The 15601-nt window shown below is 73.3% G+C and carries 11 protein-coding genes; 4 read left to right on the forward strand and 7 right to left on the reverse strand.

What is annotated here, in order from left to right:
* Positions 1–16: 16 nt before the first annotated feature.
* From ACVW2K_RS17705 to ACVW2K_RS17715, 3 genes are read left to right on the forward strand one after another with little or no spacing between them, the layout of a single operon-like run.
* On the forward strand, positions 17–1828 hold the full coding sequence (locus tag ACVW2K_RS17705) for a hypothetical protein (protein ID WP_155991909.1): 1812 nt from the start codon (positions 17–19) through the stop codon (positions 1826–1828).
* Complete coding sequence (locus ACVW2K_RS17710; RefSeq protein WP_457203414.1) at positions 1825–3633, forward strand: hypothetical protein; 1809 nt, start codon at positions 1825–1827, stop codon at positions 3631–3633. The genes ACVW2K_RS17705 and ACVW2K_RS17710 overlap by 4 nt, the downstream gene beginning before the upstream one ends.
* Positions 3630–4826, forward strand: coding sequence for an acyltransferase family protein (locus ACVW2K_RS17715; RefSeq protein ID WP_457203415.1), 1197 nt, complete (start codon positions 3630–3632; stop codon positions 4824–4826). Before ACVW2K_RS17710 ends, ACVW2K_RS17715 begins: the two co-directional genes overlap by 4 nt.
* Here the strand turns inward: ACVW2K_RS17715 and ACVW2K_RS17720 are convergent.
* On the reverse strand, positions 4727–8860 hold the full coding sequence (locus tag ACVW2K_RS17720; RefSeq protein ID WP_457203416.1) for an alpha-(1->3)-arabinofuranosyltransferase domain-containing protein: 4134 nt from the start codon (positions 8858–8860) through the stop codon (positions 4727–4729). The genes ACVW2K_RS17715 and ACVW2K_RS17720 overlap by 100 nt on opposite strands.
* A complete protein-coding gene (locus tag ACVW2K_RS17725; protein WP_457203417.1) occupies positions 8857–9582 on the reverse strand; it encodes a class I SAM-dependent methyltransferase in 726 nt (241 codons plus the stop codon). The genes ACVW2K_RS17720 and ACVW2K_RS17725 overlap by 4 nt, the downstream gene beginning before the upstream one ends.
* 39 nt (positions 9583–9621) lie before the next feature.
* Here ACVW2K_RS17725 and ACVW2K_RS17730 point away from each other — a divergent pair, with 39 nt between their 5' ends.
* Positions 9622–10779: a glycosyltransferase family 4 protein gene (locus ACVW2K_RS17730; protein WP_457203418.1), complete on the forward strand. Its 1158-nt coding sequence runs from the start codon at positions 9622–9624 to the stop codon at positions 10777–10779.
* Position 10780: 1 nt separating this feature from the next.
* On the opposite strand, the gene ACVW2K_RS17735 is transcribed toward ACVW2K_RS17730, so the two are convergent.
* From ACVW2K_RS17735 to ACVW2K_RS17755, 5 genes are read right to left on the reverse strand one after another with little or no spacing between them, the layout of a single operon-like run.
* Complete coding sequence (locus ACVW2K_RS17735) at positions 10781–10936, reverse strand: hypothetical protein (protein WP_155991907.1); 156 nt, start codon at positions 10934–10936, stop codon at positions 10781–10783.
* A 30-nt stretch (positions 10937–10966) separates the two neighbouring features.
* Positions 10967–12643 carry a hypothetical protein gene (locus tag ACVW2K_RS17740; RefSeq protein WP_457203419.1) on the reverse strand — a complete coding sequence of 559 codons (1677 nt, stop codon included), beginning with the start codon at positions 12641–12643 and terminating at the stop codon, positions 10967–10969.
* 52 nt (positions 12644–12695) lie between these two features.
* Positions 12696–13394 (reverse strand): decaprenylphospho-beta-D-erythro-pentofuranosid-2-ulose 2-reductase, encoded by a 699-nt coding sequence (locus ACVW2K_RS17745; RefSeq protein WP_457203420.1) that lies wholly within the window; start codon positions 13392–13394, stop codon positions 12696–12698.
* Positions 13395–13404: 10 nt separating this feature from the next.
* On the reverse strand, positions 13405–14739 hold the full coding sequence (locus ACVW2K_RS17750) for an FAD-binding protein (protein WP_028635769.1): 1335 nt from the start codon (positions 14737–14739) through the stop codon (positions 13405–13407).
* Complete coding sequence (locus ACVW2K_RS17755) at positions 14732–15598, reverse strand: decaprenyl-phosphate phosphoribosyltransferase (protein ID WP_457203421.1); 867 nt, start codon at positions 15596–15598, stop codon at positions 14732–14734. The genes ACVW2K_RS17750 and ACVW2K_RS17755 overlap by 8 nt, the downstream gene beginning before the upstream one ends.
* Positions 15599–15601: the final 3 nt, after the last annotated feature.

Genomic DNA, 15601 nt, shown 5'->3' on the forward strand with positions numbered 1-15601 from the left:
GTGGCACACTCCCGGCGTGCTTCGCCGACCCGACCGATTCGTGCTCGTCGGCGGCCTCCTGATCCTGCTCCAGCTCGGCTTCCGGGCCTGGGCGCTGTGGGGATCCTGGTTCTACTTCGACGACCTGGCGTTCATGTCCCGGGCCATGAACCAGCCCTTCGACTGGGCCTACCTGACCGAGTCGTACGGCGGCCACCTGATGCCCGCAGGCTTCGCGCTCGCGTGGGTGCTGACCAAGTGGTGGGTCTACGACTGGGCACCCTGGGCGGCCACGCTCCTGCTGCTCCAGCTCGTGGCCAGCGTCGGCATGCTCCGGCTGCTGGTGTCCATGTTCGGGCGCCGGAAGCTCGTCCTCGTCCTGCTGGCCTGCTACCTGGCCTGGGTCTTCACGCTCTCCGCGGGTGTCTGGTGGGCGGCGGGGATCAACCAGATCCCGCTGCAGATCTCGCTCGCGTTCGGCCTCACGGCCTTCCTGGCGTACCTGCGGACCCACCGCGCCCGGCACCTGGTCGCGTCGCTGGTCTGGGTCGGCCTCGGACTGCTCTTCTACGAGAAGACCGTGCTCGTGCTCGGCGTCTACGGCCTGGTCGCGCTGTGCTGGTTCAGCGCCGGCAAGACCCCGGAGCGGTTGCGGCGGCTCTGGGACGAGTACCGGCTCGCGGTCGTCGCGGCGGTCGTCTGCGGCGGCGCCTACCTCGCGGTGTACGCCGCGTACGGCCTCAACTTCTCCCCCGGCGAGTCCGCCGACGTCCCCTGGGGCCCGATCGCGTGGAACCTCGTCGCGATCGCCATGCTCCCCGCGGTCACCGGCGGTCCGGTCCACTGGCAGTCGGTCACCGTCGGGGCGTTCGCCGACCCCTCCGACATCCTGCTCATCGTGTCCTGGGCGGCGATCGGCGCTCTGGTGTTCTACGCCTGGCGCAGCCGGACGATCAGCAAGCGGGCGTGGTCGCTCGTCGTGTTCACCACGCTGGGCAACGTCGCGCTGCTCGCCTCCGCCCGCGCCGGGATCGTGGGGCCCGACATCGCCCGCGAGTACCGCTACCAGACCGAGGCCGCCGCGATCATCGTGATCGCGATCGGGCTGGCGTTCCTGCCGCTGCGCGGCGCGCGGGAGCCGAACGCCGTGCGCGAGGACGCACCGGACGGCTACGAGGACCGCCGCCTGGTCGGCGCGGTCGCGGTCGTCGTGCTGGCGCTGAGCGTCGTCTCTAGCGTTCGCTGGGTCGACCTCTGGCAGGACCACAACCCCACGCACGCCTATCTCGACAACGTCGCGGCGAGCCTGACGGCTGCCGACGCACCGGTTCCGCTGGTCGACGCCGGCGTGCCGCAGACGCTCCTGTGGTCGTTCCGCTACCCGGAGAACACCTACAGCCACCTGTTCCAGCCGTGGGCCGCGCACATGGCATTCCCCCGCAACAGCCTCGACGACCTGTTCGTGTTCGACGACTCCGGCGACCTGGCCCAGGTGCGGCTGGATCCGGCGCGCGAGATGAAGCGGCCGAAGGACGCGGAGGGCGACTGCGCGTACCCGCTGCGCGGCGGCGTCGTGCGGATCCCCCTCGACGGCCCGGTCATCGGTGGCGGGTGGTGGATCGCGCTCGACTACGACAGCCCGGTGGACACCCACTTCCGGCTGGTGGCCGGCGACGAGGCGCACGAGGTGGACGTGCCGGCCGGCGAGCACACCGCGTGGTTCCAGGCGGAAGGGAGCTTCGACGAGGTGATGGTCAACTCCTTCCCCGAGGACACCGGCCTGTGCGTCACCGACCTGGTGCTGGGCTCGCCGGAGCCGACGCGTACGTCGGCCAAGACGTCGTCGTGAGGCGCGAGCGCCAGGTCCTCGTCGCCGCCCTCACCCTGATCGCGGCGCACGTCGCCCTGCGCGCGTGGGCCACCTACGGCGGCTGGTTCCACATCGACGACTTCAACTTCATCTCGCGGATGTTCCACGACGGGCTCTCCCCGTCGGTCGCGGCCCGGTCCTACTACGGCCACGTGATGCCGGCGGCGATGTACCTGTCCTGGCTGAACCAGGCGGTCGCGCCCTGGCACTTCTGGCTGCCGGCCACCGAGATGGTGGCGCTCCAGGTGCTCTGCGACCTGGGCCTGCTCTACCTCCTGCGCACGATGTTCGGGCTGCGGCCCGGCATCCTGCCGCCGCTCGCCCTCTTCCTCGCGTCGGTGATCTCTCTCGAGGGCTCGATCTGGTGGGCGGCCGCGATCAACCTGCTGCCGCTCCAGGTCGCCCTGTTCTTCGGGCTCGCCGCCCACGTCGGCTACCTGCGCACCGGGAGGCTGCGGCACGCCGTGGCCGCCAACTCCTGGGCCGTCGCCGGCATCGCGTTCAACGAGAAGACCGCGCTCGTGTACGGCGTGCTCGGCATCGTCACGCTCTGCTACTTCGCCACCGGCCGGTCCCCCGTCGAGCGGGTGCGGACAGCGGTCCGCGGCCGGCTGCCCGCCCTGGCGCTCTACGTCCTGACCGGAGCGGCGTACGTGCTGCTCTACCTCAGCGTCGGTCGCGACTTCCGCGCCTCGAAGCCGGTCAGCTACCCGGTGCTCGACACCGTGAACCGGATGTTCTTCGACACCTACGTGCCCGGCCTGGTGGGCGGACCGGTGCGGTGGTGGCGGGTGCCCGACCAGCCGTTCTCGTTCTCGCTGCCCGGCGACGGCCTCACCCTGCTGGCCCTGGCGCTGCTCGGCGTGCTGCTCTGGGAGATCCGCAAGCACCGCCGCCACGCGCTGCGGGCGCTCTGGATCCCGGTGTACTTCCTCGGCATCGACGTCACGCTGGTGCTGGTCACCCGAGCCAGCGTCTCCGGCCCCCTCGTCGGCCTGGACTACCGGTTCCAGGGCGAGCTCGCCGCAGCGTCCGCGATCGCCCTGGCCTGCCTCACGATGCCGGTGCTCGGCGCCGCCGAGTCGTCGGAGCGGCGGTCGACGAGCGAGTTCCTGGACCATCCGCGCCGGGTCGCGCTCGCGACGGGCGCGATGGTCCTGGTCGCCGCGTGGTCGACGTACGGCTACATGACCTACTGGCACGACGACGACGGCTCGCGGAAGTGGTTCGCCACCCTCGTGCCGCAGCTGCGCGCCGCCACGACACCGATCCCGACGGTCGACACCGTGGTGCCGTACGCCGTGACCAACGGAGTGCGCTACCCGGAGAACCTGCAGAGCCGGGTGCTCGCCGGCGAGCACGCGCTGGCGTTCACCGAGGTCGCGACGGACCGGCTCGACATCGTCGACGACCACGGCGTCGTCGGCCCCGCGGTCATCCCGGTGGTGCGCAGCGGCAAGGACGGGCCGCACGGGCGGTGCGGCTGGCAGGTGCAGGACAGCCCGGTGACGATCCCGCTCGACGGACCGGTCGCGTTCGGCGGATGGTGGGTCCGGATCGGCTACCTGAGCAGCGGTGACAGCGCGGTCCGGGTGACGGCGGGCAGCGTGTCCCGGGACACCACCGTCCGGGCGGGGGTGCACGCGCTCTACTTCGAGGGCGGGCCGCAGTTCAGGTCGGTCACGATCGAGGGGCTGGTCGACGGGGTGACCCTGTGCACCGATGATGTGACGGTGGGCCGCGTGGCTCCCGCCAGCGCCCTCGAGGAGAAGCAGGACCGATGAGCACCCCTGACTTCCGGGACCGGACCTTCCCCACCCTGAACGCCGCTCGTGCCATCGGCGCGGTCATGGTCGTGCTGACCCACTCGGCGTTCAACACCGGCCAGATCAACCACGGCTGGGTCGGTGCCGTGCTCGCCCGGCTCGACTTCGGGGTGACCATCTTCTTCGTGCTGTCCGGCTTCCTGCTGAGCCGGCCGTGGTTCCTCACCACGGCACTCGGACGCCCCGCGCCCTCGTCCCGGCACTACTTCTGGAAGCGCGCGCTGCGGATCCTGCCGCTCTACTGGGTCGTGGTGGTCCTCGCGCTGACCCTGGACCCCGCGAACGAGGGCATGGGCTGGCAGGACTGGCTCGCCAACCTCACGTTCACCCAGCTGTACCGGCCCGACCTGCTGCCGAGCTCGCTCACCCAGATGTGGAGCCTCTGCACCGAGGTCGCGTTCTACCTGGCGCTCCCCCTGCTGTGCTGGTTCCTCACCTGGCGGCCGCGCCGCGGCGAGCACGAGCTGCACCTGCCGACGGTGCTCGGCCGCTCGGCCGTAGTCTTCGCCCTCGGCGTCGCCTGGCAGGCCGCCGTCGCCCAGATCCCGGGCAACGAGGGCCACTACGCCCAGTGGCTGCCCGGCTACCTGCCGTGGTTCCTCGTCGGCGTCGGCTTCGCCGCCGTCTCGGCCAGCCTGGCCGTCGATCCTCGCGACCACCCGCTGGAGCGCCTCGGCCACGACCTGGTGGGCTGCTGGATCCTCGCGACCGCGGTGTTCGCGATCGCCGCGTCGCCGCTCGCCGGCCCGCGCACGCTGCTGACCCCCGGCGGCTGGGAGGCCGGGCCCAAGGTCGCCCTGTACGCCGTCGCCGGCGGGCTCTACCTCCTGCCGCTGGTCTTCGGCCCGGAGCGCCGCGGCTGGGTGCGCACCCAGCTCAGCGGTCCCGTGCTCTTCTGGCTCGGTGAGATCTCCTACGGCATCTTCGCGATCCACATGCTGGTGCTCAACGGTGTCTTCCGCTGGCTCGACATCGAGTACTTCACCGGCCGGTTCGTCGCCGTCGCCGGCCTGACCCTCACCATCACGGTCGCGCTCGCGACGATCTCCTACTACTCGTTCGAGCGCCGCATCATGCGCTTCAAGAACGTCCGGTTCGTCGCCCGGCTCGACCGCGAGTCCGGGGTGACGGACCGGGCCTCGGTGACCTGAGTCGCGAGGGCGGCGACCGTCAGGCAGACCGCCGCGAGCAGCCAGGCCTGGCTCCAGCTGACCGCCCACGACTGGCGGGTGATCCGGTCCGCGCTCAGCGCGAGCGCACCCGTCACGAGCGACAGGCCCGCGAGCCACGGCCAGCCCCCGAACCGGCGCAGCACCAGGCCCGCGACCACCGCCGCGGCCGTGCCGGCCAGACCCCACCACCCGGCGAGGAGGGCACCCGCCCCGAGGACCACGACGAGGTCGGGCACTCCCGGACGGCCGGCCGCCAGCCCGGCCGCCAGCCCGGCCGGCTCCACGCCGGCCGGCCTCCGACGTCGCGGCCAGACAGCGAACGCGAGCACGACGAGAGCCAGCGCCAGCCCGGCGACGAAGAGGATCGTGAACGGCAGTGCGGGGCGGTAGGTCAGCCGCACGGCGCCGGCCTCGCCGACCGGCACCCGCCAGCCCTGCTTCCAGCCGTCCATCCGCACCGCGGTGAGCTGGCTCCCACCCAGGGTCGCCTGCCACCCGGCGTTCACGTTCTGCGGCAGCGTGAGGACCGAGTCGTGCGCGCGGGCAGGCAGGTCGACGCCCTTCGGCGTGCCGTTCGCGGTGCGGTCGACGTCGACCGCAGCCGGTGACGGGCCGGCCAGGCCCTGGTGCGCGAGCGTCGCGGAGTCGAAGCGGAACAACGGGTTCGGCAGCGCGAGCAGGGACGTGGCCTGCTGGGTCAGCAGGATGTCCGACGTCCCGCAGATCCGCAGCGGCACGGACGCCCCGCGGACCAGGTCGCGGGTGCTCGCCCGCAACGCGGTGTCGCGGAGCTGCCCGGCGACCGTGATCTGCGGACCGGTGCCGCAGGGGAACCGGCGCTCGTCGAGCGGGTCGGTGTTGAACGGCACGCCGTCGAGCTCAAGCTCGGAGATTCCGGCGGGCAGCCGCACGAACTGGCGGCCGTACGTCGACACCGCGGCCTTCGTCTGCCGGACCTCGATGTCCAGCTCGTCGGTGCGCCAGTGCGGCAGCACGGCCCGGCCGTGCCCGTCGACCTGGACGAAGGCCCGGCGCTCGCCGGCCCGCAGCAGCAGCCGGGTGGGCTGGGCGGCGGCCGCGCCGGCGTTCACCTGGAGCCGGAGCGTCCCGAGGGTCCGCGGCGCCGGGAGGTCCAGGTGCAGCACCTCGTCGGGGTCGTCGGCGATCCAGGTGGTCGCCAGGTCGCCGTCCCCGAGCGCGACCGGGCTGGTGGCGACGTCGCGCACCGGCGCGTCGCTGGTGATCGAGACGCCGGAGGACAGCAGCAGACTGGCGTCCACGGTCCGCCGCAGGGAGCCGGTCGCGGACAGCTGGTAGGTCGACTGGTACGGCGGGATGAACCGGCGCGCGAGCGTGTCCCCGTCCTCACCCGGGGAGATCAGCGACTCGTCGCACGCGTAGGTCGCGCCGACCATCACGCACGGCGCCCGGTCGGGGTCCCGGGTCACCGAGACGGCATCCAGCGCGAACCGGTCGTCCGGCACCGGGAGGTTCAGGTACCGCTGCGCGGCCACGCCCGGTACGGCGACCTCGGCGAGCGCGAACGAGCCGGGCAGCGTCAGGTCGCGGCCGGCCGCGGTGATCCGCAGGAAGTTCGCGGCGGAGTAGTCCAGGGAGTAGGTGCGTGACTGCCCCGGCTTCGGGGCGGTCACCACCCGCGAGCCGTCGTCGGTCTGGACCTGGAGCTGCTGGACCGGCGCGGAGTCTCGACCGAGCGTGACCTTGACGCGGTCGAGGAACGTGGGCCCGGAGAAGGTCTCCTGCCACCACTGGCCGGTCGGATCCAGGTGCCGCGCCGACTTCCACTGCGTGGCGGGGTCGAGGTCGAGGGCCGCGCCGGGGTGGGCGCCGATCTCGAGCGGCGGCTGCGCGTCGGCGTACGCCTGGGACGTGCTCGCGGTGACCTGGACGACGTTGCGGGCCCAGCTCTCGGTGGTCTGCCAGCGCTCGGGGTGCTGGAGGAAGCGGTGCGCCTTCTCCGGCCCGCGCAGCCGGTACGGCTCGTTGGCCGGCATCGTCGCGGACTGGTTGAAGCGGACCGCGGCGAAGTTCACCTCGCGCCGCTTGGTGCCGTCGGTGAGCACCTGTCCCTGCTCGTCGGTGGCGTCCTCGGCGAGCACCCGCGGACCCGGGCCGAGCCCGGCCGTCCCCGCGTCGAGACCGGAGCCGGGGTCGCCGACCAGCACCTGGGGCGACGGCGTGACGGTGCCCGCGGCCGCTCGGTCGACGTCGTAGACGTCGACAGACCCGGTCTCCGCCGAGATCCCCGAGCCCTCGACCACGCGCACGTTGCCGCCGGGCGCGTAGCTCCACGCCCGGGAGCCGACGGTCGGGCCGAACGACTTCGCCAGCGTGACGCCCGGCGAGTGGATCAGCACGCTGCGCACGTACGCCGGGTCGGGGGCGCCGGTCTGGAACCGGTCGAGGTCGTTGCGCACGACCAGCCTGCCGACGCCGTTCTCCGCGAGGAACGGCGCGAGCGTGCTGCTCGGGTGACCGGACTCGATCGCCCTGCTGACCGCGTCGAGGAACGCGACGTTGCCGGGCTGCGCGAGCGGGATCACGTTGCGCACGGCCCACGGGCTGTCCGCGAGCCCCTGGAGGATGTCGTCGTGGACGTTGCCCCAGTCGTAGACGCCGAACGTCGTGGCCGGGATCTCGAGCGCGACGGTGCCGTCGTCGGTGTCGTGCAGGTAGTCCGCGACCTGGTGCCAGTAGTCCGGCACGGCCGCGACGCCCTCGCGCGGCGCCAGCCGGTCCTGCGCCCACGGCAGCGCGAGCGCCACCACCGCGAGCACCGCGGCGGCCTGGAGGAAGCGCGCGGCCCACGTGGAGGCCCGGTCCCGGGCGTACGCCGCGACCACCGCCAGGGCGTGCGCGAGCCCGAGCACCAGCGGGATCCGGAGCACCACGTCGAACTTGTGCAGGTTCCGCAGCGCGGCCAGCGGCCCGTCCAGCCACGCGACCCGGTCGCCGGCGAGGAAGCCGGCCAGCTCGTCGGCGTACCCGAAGCCGACCAGCACCAGGCCGGTCAGCAGCCCCCAGGTGAGGAACCGCTGGTGCGGGTTGGAGCGCATCGCGACCCCGACCAGGCCGAAGCCCGCGACGACGGCCGCGTCGAGCATGAGGAACGGCGTGGTCACCAGCTGCTGGCCGGCCGGGAAGTCGATGCCGGCGAAGTAGGCGACCCAGTCGGACTGGCCGAGCACGGTGCGGGCCAGGTCGGTGGGGACCGTGGTGATGGTGGCGTTCTCGATGTAGTCGAGGAACGGCACGCTGTACCGGCCGAGGAACACCAGCGGCGCGCTCCACCAGAGCGTCGCCATCATCGTGAAGAGCGTCCACCAGCCCAGCAGTGGCCACTTCCGGCCGCCGCGCGCCCGAGTCAGGATCCAGATCACCCCGAGCGGCAGGACGGCCGCCACCGCGATCGCGTTCACCCCGCCGCAGCACGCGACCGCGAGCGCCGACCACGCCGCCGCGCGGCGTAGGGACCCTCGCTCGGCGCCGCGGATCAACGGGAGCAGCACCCACGGGGCGAGCGCCATCGGCCAGATCTCGACCGAGGCGCCCCCGAGCAGCGTGGTGATCCGCGGCGTCAGCACGAACGCGAAGCCGGCCAGCACCTGGGTGAACGGCGACCCCAGGTTCAGCCGCTGCGCGAGCCGGACCACGCCGAAGAACGCCAGGCAGAGCAGCAGGCTCCACCACACCCGCTGGATCACCCACGGCGGCAGCTCGAGCCAGTGCCCGACCAGGAAGAACGGGCCCATCGGCCAGGCGTAGCCGTAGGCCTGGTTCTGGATCTGGCCGAATGCCGCGGCCGGGTCCCAGAGCCGGAGGCCGTTGGCGAGGAACCGGAACGGCCCGGTCAGGAGGTCGAACTTCGTGTCGGCCACCATCTTCCCGGCCGACTGGGAGAACGCCAGCGCCGTCAGGATCGCGGCGTACCCCCACATGCGCAGACGCGACGTCGCCACGCCCGCCCGCGCGGGCTGCTGCTCCTCGGTCATGCCTTGCGCACCACGATCACGAGGTTCCACGTCGCGAGCTCGCGGACGACGGGCACCCGGGTGAGCCAGCGGCTCCACCGCGGGTTGTAGCGCGGGACCACGTCCAGCACCACCCCGGCCTGCTGCCGCCGCGCCCACGCGACACCGTCGCGGACCGTCACCGCGAACAGCGACTCGCCGTACCTGTTCTTGGGCTCGTGCCCGTGCTTGCGCCGGTAGCGCCGGCGCGCGAGACGACCGCCGAGGTAGTGCCAGGGCGACGTCTCGTGGCCGCCCCACGGTCCCCACCACAGCGTGTAGGAGAGGAAGGCGATGCCGCCGGGGCGGATGACGCGGAGCATCTCGTCGGCCATGTCCCACGGCCGCGGGACGTGCTCGAGCACGTTCGAGGAGTAGCAGACGTCGACGGCGCCGTCGCGGAACGGCAGGTTCATGCCGTCGCCGACGACCGTGCCGTGGGCGATCCCACCGAGCCCGGACAGCTCGCCGACGTCGGCGTCCAGGGCCCAGTACGTCGCGCCCGCGGCCCGGAACGCGTCCCGGAAGTAGCCCGGCCCGCCGCCCACGTCGAGGAGCGTCGCGCCCGCCAGGTCGTGGTAGGTCGAGAGCTGGCCGACCGAGTCCTCGGCGAGCGCGGAGTAGAAGCGTCGCGGGTCGCTCTGCTCGACCCTGAAGTCCCGGAACAGCCGCACCGACCGCTGGAGGTCGGCGGTCCACGGCATGCCCGGGACCCTATCCGAACCAACCGGTAACCTCGGCGGGTGCCGACGACCGACGCCCTCGCCGGACGCCACGTCGCGTTCTTCAGCTGGCGGGACACCCGCAACCCCGAGGGCGGCGGCGCTGAGCGGTACCTGGAGAAGATGGCGGCGGGGCTCGTCGAGCGCGGCGCGAGCGTCACGATCTTCTGCGTCGCGTACGCCGGCGCCGCCCCCGACGAGACCGTCGACGGCGTCCGGTTCGTGCGCCGCGGCTCGAAGCTGAGCGTCTACCTGCTCGGCATGTGGGCGCTGCTGCGCCGCCGGCTCGGCCGGGTCGACGTCGTGGTCGACGTGCAGAACGGGTTGCCGTTCTTCACCCCGCTGGTGACCCGCAAGCCCGTCATCGTGCTCGTGCACCACGTGCACCGCGAGCAGTGGCCGGTCGTCTACCCGGGGCTCACCGGCCGGGTCGGCTGGTGGATCGAGAGCCGGCTCGCGCCGCGGCTCTACCGCGGCCGGCAGTACGTCGCGGTGTCCCGCGCCACCCGCGCCGAGCTCCGCGAGCTCGGCGTCACCGGGCCGCGCGTCGCCGTCGTGCACAACGGGACCGACCCGGTCGTCAACGTCGACGCCCGCAAGTCCACCAACCCGTCGATCTGCGTGGTCGGCCGGCTGGTCCCCCACAAGCAGGTCGAGCACGCCGTCGACGCGGTCACCGCGCTGCTCGGCGAGTTCCCGGACCTCCGGCTGCGGGTGGTCGGGAGCGGCTGGTGGGAGCCCGAGCTGCGGGCGTACGCCGCCGACCAGGTCGCCTGCGGCTCGGTGGTCTTCGAGGGTCACGTCTCTGAGGTGCGGAAGCAGGAGATCTACGAGGAGTCGTGGCTGATGGCGCTGCCCTCCCTCAAGGAGGGCTGGGGGCTGGTCGTCGGCGAGGCGGCCGCGCACCGCACCCCGACCGTCGCCTACGCGAGCGCCGGCGGCACCCGGGAGTCGATCGTCGACGGCGTCTCCGGCATCCTCGTCGGCAGCCAGGCCGAGCTGACGTCGGCACTCGGCGCGCTGCTGCGCGACGAGCAGGGCCGCGGGATCCTGGCGGAGGGAGCGGTGCGGCACGGCGCGGGGTTCACGTGGGCGCACTCGCAGGCGGCGTTCGCGCACGTGGTCGCGAGCGCGCTCCGCGGCGAGCTGGTCAGCGACCAGGACGCCACCGAGGACTAGCTCACTGGGTGGAGCCGTAGTCCAGGGTCGGGTTGCTGACGTTCGCGGGCGACTGCGCGGGAGGAGCGGTCTGGGAGTTCACCAGACCGACCACGGTGGCACCTGCGAGCCCTCCGCCGACGACGACGCTCGCAAAGGTGATGAGAAAAGCTTGCACGTGGGTTCCTCCCTCTCGGCGCAGAACGTATCACCCGGACCGACGCCGGGTGGGCATTCCCGACGAGATGGGTCTGCACGTGTTCCACGCGCCGGCCAGCACCAGCGCGACGTACGCCGCCCAGGCGCTGCCGAGCGCCACAAGCGACCCGGCCGAGGCCTCCCGCTCGTCGACCGGCACGTCGAGGATCGTGACCTCGAGGTCCTCCCCGTCGAGGACGACGGTGCCGGCGACCTCGGCGTCGTAGGTGCTGGTCGTGGGCACGGTGCGGTCCCGCGCCACCGCCCCGATGCCGAGGTCGGCCAGCGCGACCGCGCGGTCGCCGGCGTCGGGCAGCGCGAGCGCGGCCAGCACGTCGGGCACCCGTGGGTCCTCACCCGCGATGATCCGGCCGTCCACGGCGAGCTGGTCGTTGACGACGTAGTCCGGCCGCAGGTAGCGCGGGAGCGGGTCGAGCACCTTGCGGTGGTGGTTCCACGCCGGCGCCCGGTAGCTCGTGAACGGCAGCACCAGCACGTCGCCCTGCCCGGCGCCCAGCGCGGTCCGCGCCTGGGCCCACTCGGCCGGGTAGTCCGCCGGCTGGAGCGCGCCGGAGATCCCCCAGGCCGCGTCCGGCATGAAGGCCAGCGGGAGCACGGCGCCGGCAGCCGCGACCGGGATCCGGGGCGCCCGTTCCCCGCACCACTGGACCCCCGCGGCGACCAGCGCCGCGGTCAGCGGTGCGCAGAGGGCCAGCGAGCGGGTCCCGTCACGGAGCAGGCCGCCCGCGGGCACGTGGCCGGCCACCCAGCCGAGCCCGTCCGGGACCGCCCACGACAGCAGCGCGACGGCGTACCCGACGGCCCACAGCGACACCAGGGCGGTGGTCGTCCGGCGGCCGAGCCGCCGGGCGAGTGGACGGGCGCCGACGAGAGCCAGAGCGCCGTACCCGACGGTGAGCACGAGCGGGAGCACCAGCAGTCCGCGTGAGCCCGGGACGACCTCGGAGTTCCAGATGCCGCCGAGGGTGAGGGCGGCGAGGGGGGCGGGCAGCGGGCCCTCGGCGTTCATCCCGAAGACCGCGCCCGATGTGCTGGACGTGGCGGTGTCGAGGTGCAGCAGTCCGGCGACCAGCCACGGCGCGTTCGCGGCGACGGTGACCGCGACCAGGCGGGCCGCGTTGCTACGGGTGACACCGACGGCGAGCAGGGTGGCGGCCGCCATCAGCCCGGCGTTCGCGCTGAGGCTGCCGACGACCAGCAGGAACGGCAGTGCCGCGCCGAGGCGTGCGTCGGTGCGGAGCCGGATCCCCTCGGCGACCAGCCACGGCAGCACCGCCCAGCAGAGCAGCAACGGCCAGTGCCCGATCCAGAGTCGTTCGACGACGTAGGGGCTCCAGACGTAGACGCTGACCGCGGCCAGCCGGGCCACCGTCGAGCGGCCCGCCAGCCGGGCGGCGCCGAGGCCGCCGATGACCAGGGCGCCGAGCAGGACGACCTTCTGGAGGAGCATCCCGGGCAGCACCTCGTCGAGGACCGCCACCACGGCGTCCGACGGGACAGCGCGAGGCAGTGCCGAGCCGAGGCCGAGGAAGTCGGTCCGCAGGGCGAGGTCGGGCACCCACACCATGTCGTAGGTCAGCAGATAGCCCGCGCCGAGGACCGGGCCCAGCATCAGCACGGCGAGGGCGACGGCCCACGCCGGCACGAGCCACCGCGCAGGGTGCACTACAGCGGCAGCTTCCGGAACAGCGCGCGGGGCACGTGTCGCAGGCCGGACATCACGCCGCGCATCGCGGCCGGCACCCACACACCAGGTCGTCACCGCCGGCGACGCCCTTGACGATCGCGGCCGCGACGTCATCGGCGTCCACCGACAGCGGCGCCGGGTCGCGGCCCTCGGTCATCTTGGTGCGGACGAAGCCCGGGCGGACGACGAGCACCCGGGCGCCGGTGCCGCGGAGCGCCTCGCCGAGGCCGAGGTAGAAGCCGTCCATTCCGGCCTTGCTCGAGCCGTAGACGAAGTTGGAGCGGCGCACCCGCTCCCCCGCCACCGACGACAGCGCGACGATCACGCCGTGGCCCTGCTTCCTGAGCCTCGCTGCGAGGCAGACGCCGAGGCTGACCGGCGCCGTGTAGTTCACGGTGGCCAGGTGCACGGCGGCCGCGTGGTCCTGCCAGGCCTGCTCCTCGTCCCCGAGCACCCCGAAGGCGACCACCGCCACGTCGATGTCGCGCTCGATCGCCTCGACCAGCGTGGGGTGGGTCCCGGTGGCCTCGGCCTCGAAGTCGACCGCCTCCACGACGGCGCCGGACTGCTCGAGCCGCGTGGCGGCGGCGTCCCGACGCTCGCCGGGCCGAGCGGCGAGGACCACGTGCAGGTCACCGGAGCGGGCCCACCGCTCGGCCGTGGCGAGCGCGATGTCGCTGGTCCCGCCGAGCAGCAGCACGGTCTGGGGCTGGCCGAGGGCGTTGAGCATCAGATCTCCATCAGATCTCGAGGCGGCGGGACAGGTCGGAGCGGAACACGCGGTCGGGGTCGACCTTCTCGCGGACGGCGCGGAGCTCGTCGAGCCGGGGGTACATCGCGGGCAGCAGTCCCGCCCGTAGCCGGGAGTCCTTGGCGAGGTAGACCCGCCCGCCGGCGGCGACGACCTGGTCGTCGAGGCCGTCGAGGAGCGGGGCGAGGTCCGGGTGCGCAGGGACGTCGTAGGCCAGCGTCCAGCCGGCCATCGGGAACGACAGCGGGCCGTCGTTGCCGGGGCCGAACCGCTTGAGCACGGCGAGGAACGACGGGAGCCGGGCGGCGGCGATCTGCTCCAGGATGCGCACCAGCGCGGCGTCCTCGTGGTCGGGCACCACGAACTGGTACTGCACGAGGCCGTGCGGACCGTAGACGCGGTTCCAGCCCGCGACGCCGTCCAGCGGGTGGAAGAAGGTGGCGAGCGGCTGGATCTCGCCGGTGCGGTGGCGAGGAGCCTTGCGGAACCACGCCTCGTTGAACGCGCGCACGCCGAGTGATCCGACCAGGTTGACCGGTGGGGTGAACGGCACCGCCAGGCGCGGTGCGGCGGGCGGGGTCAGGAGGTCGCCGCGGTCACCGAGCAGCTCGCGAGTGGCGTGCTCGCCGCGCGAGAGCACGGAGCGGCCCAGCGCGGCGCCGCGGGCCAGGGTGTCGATCCAGGCGACGGAGTACGTCACGGCGTCGTCGCCCTCGCGCATCTCGGCCATGACGGCGTCCAGGTCGGGCAGGCGCTGGGTGCTGACCTCGGCGTACGCCGTCTCGACGGGGATGGTCCGCAGCGTGGCCGCCGTGATCACCCCGGTCAGACCGAGGCCGCCGACCGTGGCCCAGAAGAGGTCGGGGTCCCGGTCCGGGCCGACCGTGCGGGTCTCGCCGCTCGCGATCACCAGGTCGAGGTCGACGACGTGGGCGCCGAAGCTCCCGGCGCGGTGGTGGCTCTTGCCGTGCACGTCGCAGGCGATCGCGCCGGCGACGGTGACGTACCGGGTGCCGGGCGTGACCGGCAGGAACCGGCCGCGCGGCAGCAGCGCCGCCATCAGGTCGTGCAGGCTGGTCCCGGCGCTCGCGCGAACCGTGCCGTCGGCCGCGACCGCGCCGATCTCGGTCGGCAGCGGGAGCAGCACGTCGCCCCCGGCGTTCTGCGCCGGGTCGCCGTACGAGCGTCCCAGGCCGCGGGCGATCAGCCCGCGGGGCCCGGCCCGGCGGACGAGGTGCGGCACGCCGTTCGCGGTCGCCGTGACCGGGCGGCCGACCGACGGTGCCGTGCGGCCCCAGCCGTGGAACGTGGAGGAGTCAGACACCCAGCACCCCGAGGGTCAGCGCGACCACCCAGATCACGCCGATCCCCTGCAGCAGCCGGTCGCCCCAGACGATGTCCTCGGGCTCGGCGGCCGCCCCCGCGTCGACGTCCACGGCGTACCGGAGCAGCCCGACCACGAACGGCAGGATCGAGAGCGTGTGCCACGGGATGCCGGTCTCGGCGGCGTTCTCGAACGCCCACAGGCAGTACGCCGCGACGGTGACGGCCGCCGCGATGCTCCAGACGAACCGGAGGTAGCTGTCGGTGTAGTGCACCAGCGAACGCCGGGTGCCCGCCTCGCTGCCGAGCGTGTGCAGCTCGGAGTAGCGCTTGCCGGCCACGATGAACAGCGAGCCGAAGCCGGCCACCATGAGGAACCAGTCCGAGATCGGGATCGCCGCGGCGAGGCCGCCGGCGACCGCGCGCATCAGGAACCCGGCGGCGACCAGCGCCAGGTCGATCACCGGCTCGTGCTTGAGGCGGAGCGAGTAGGCGAGCATCACCGCGACGTAGGAGACGAGCAGCAGCACGAACTCCCAGCGGGTCAGCGCGGCCAGGCCGACGCTGACCAGGAACAGCAGCGTGGCGACCAGGAGCGCCCCCCGGACGGACAGCTCGCCGGCCGCGATCGGCCGGGACTGCTTGCGGGGGTGCAGCCGGTCCGCCTCGACGTCCGCGCAGTCGTTGACCAGGTACATCGCGGAGGAGGCCGCACAGAACGCCAGGAACGCCAGCACGGTCGGCCCGAGGACGCCGGCGTCGCCGAGGTCGCCGGCGGCGAGCGGTGCCGCGACCACGAGGAGGTTCTTGGTCCACTGCTTCGGCCGCAGGGACCGCAGCACGGCACCGGCGCGAATCACGCG

Source organism: Nocardioides sp. HB32, from assembly GCF_054058995.1.

Excerpts from the sequence above, each read along its gene's own strand:
- ACVW2K_RS17715 (WP_457203415.1), top strand. The coding sequence starts at position 3,630 with ATGAGCACCCCTGACTTCCGGGACCGGACCTTCCCCACCCTGAACGCC.
- ACVW2K_RS17720 (WP_457203416.1), bottom strand. The coding sequence starts at position 8,860 with ATGACCGAGGAGCAGCAGCCCGCGCGGGCGGGCGTGGCGACGTCGCGT.
- ACVW2K_RS17725 (WP_457203417.1), bottom strand. The coding sequence starts at position 9,582 with ATGCCGTGGACCGCCGACCTCCAGCGGTCGGTGCGGCTGTTCCGGGAC.
- ACVW2K_RS17745 (WP_457203420.1), bottom strand. The coding sequence starts at position 13,394 with ATGCTCAACGCCCTCGGCCAGCCCCAGACCGTGCTGCTGCTCGGCGGG.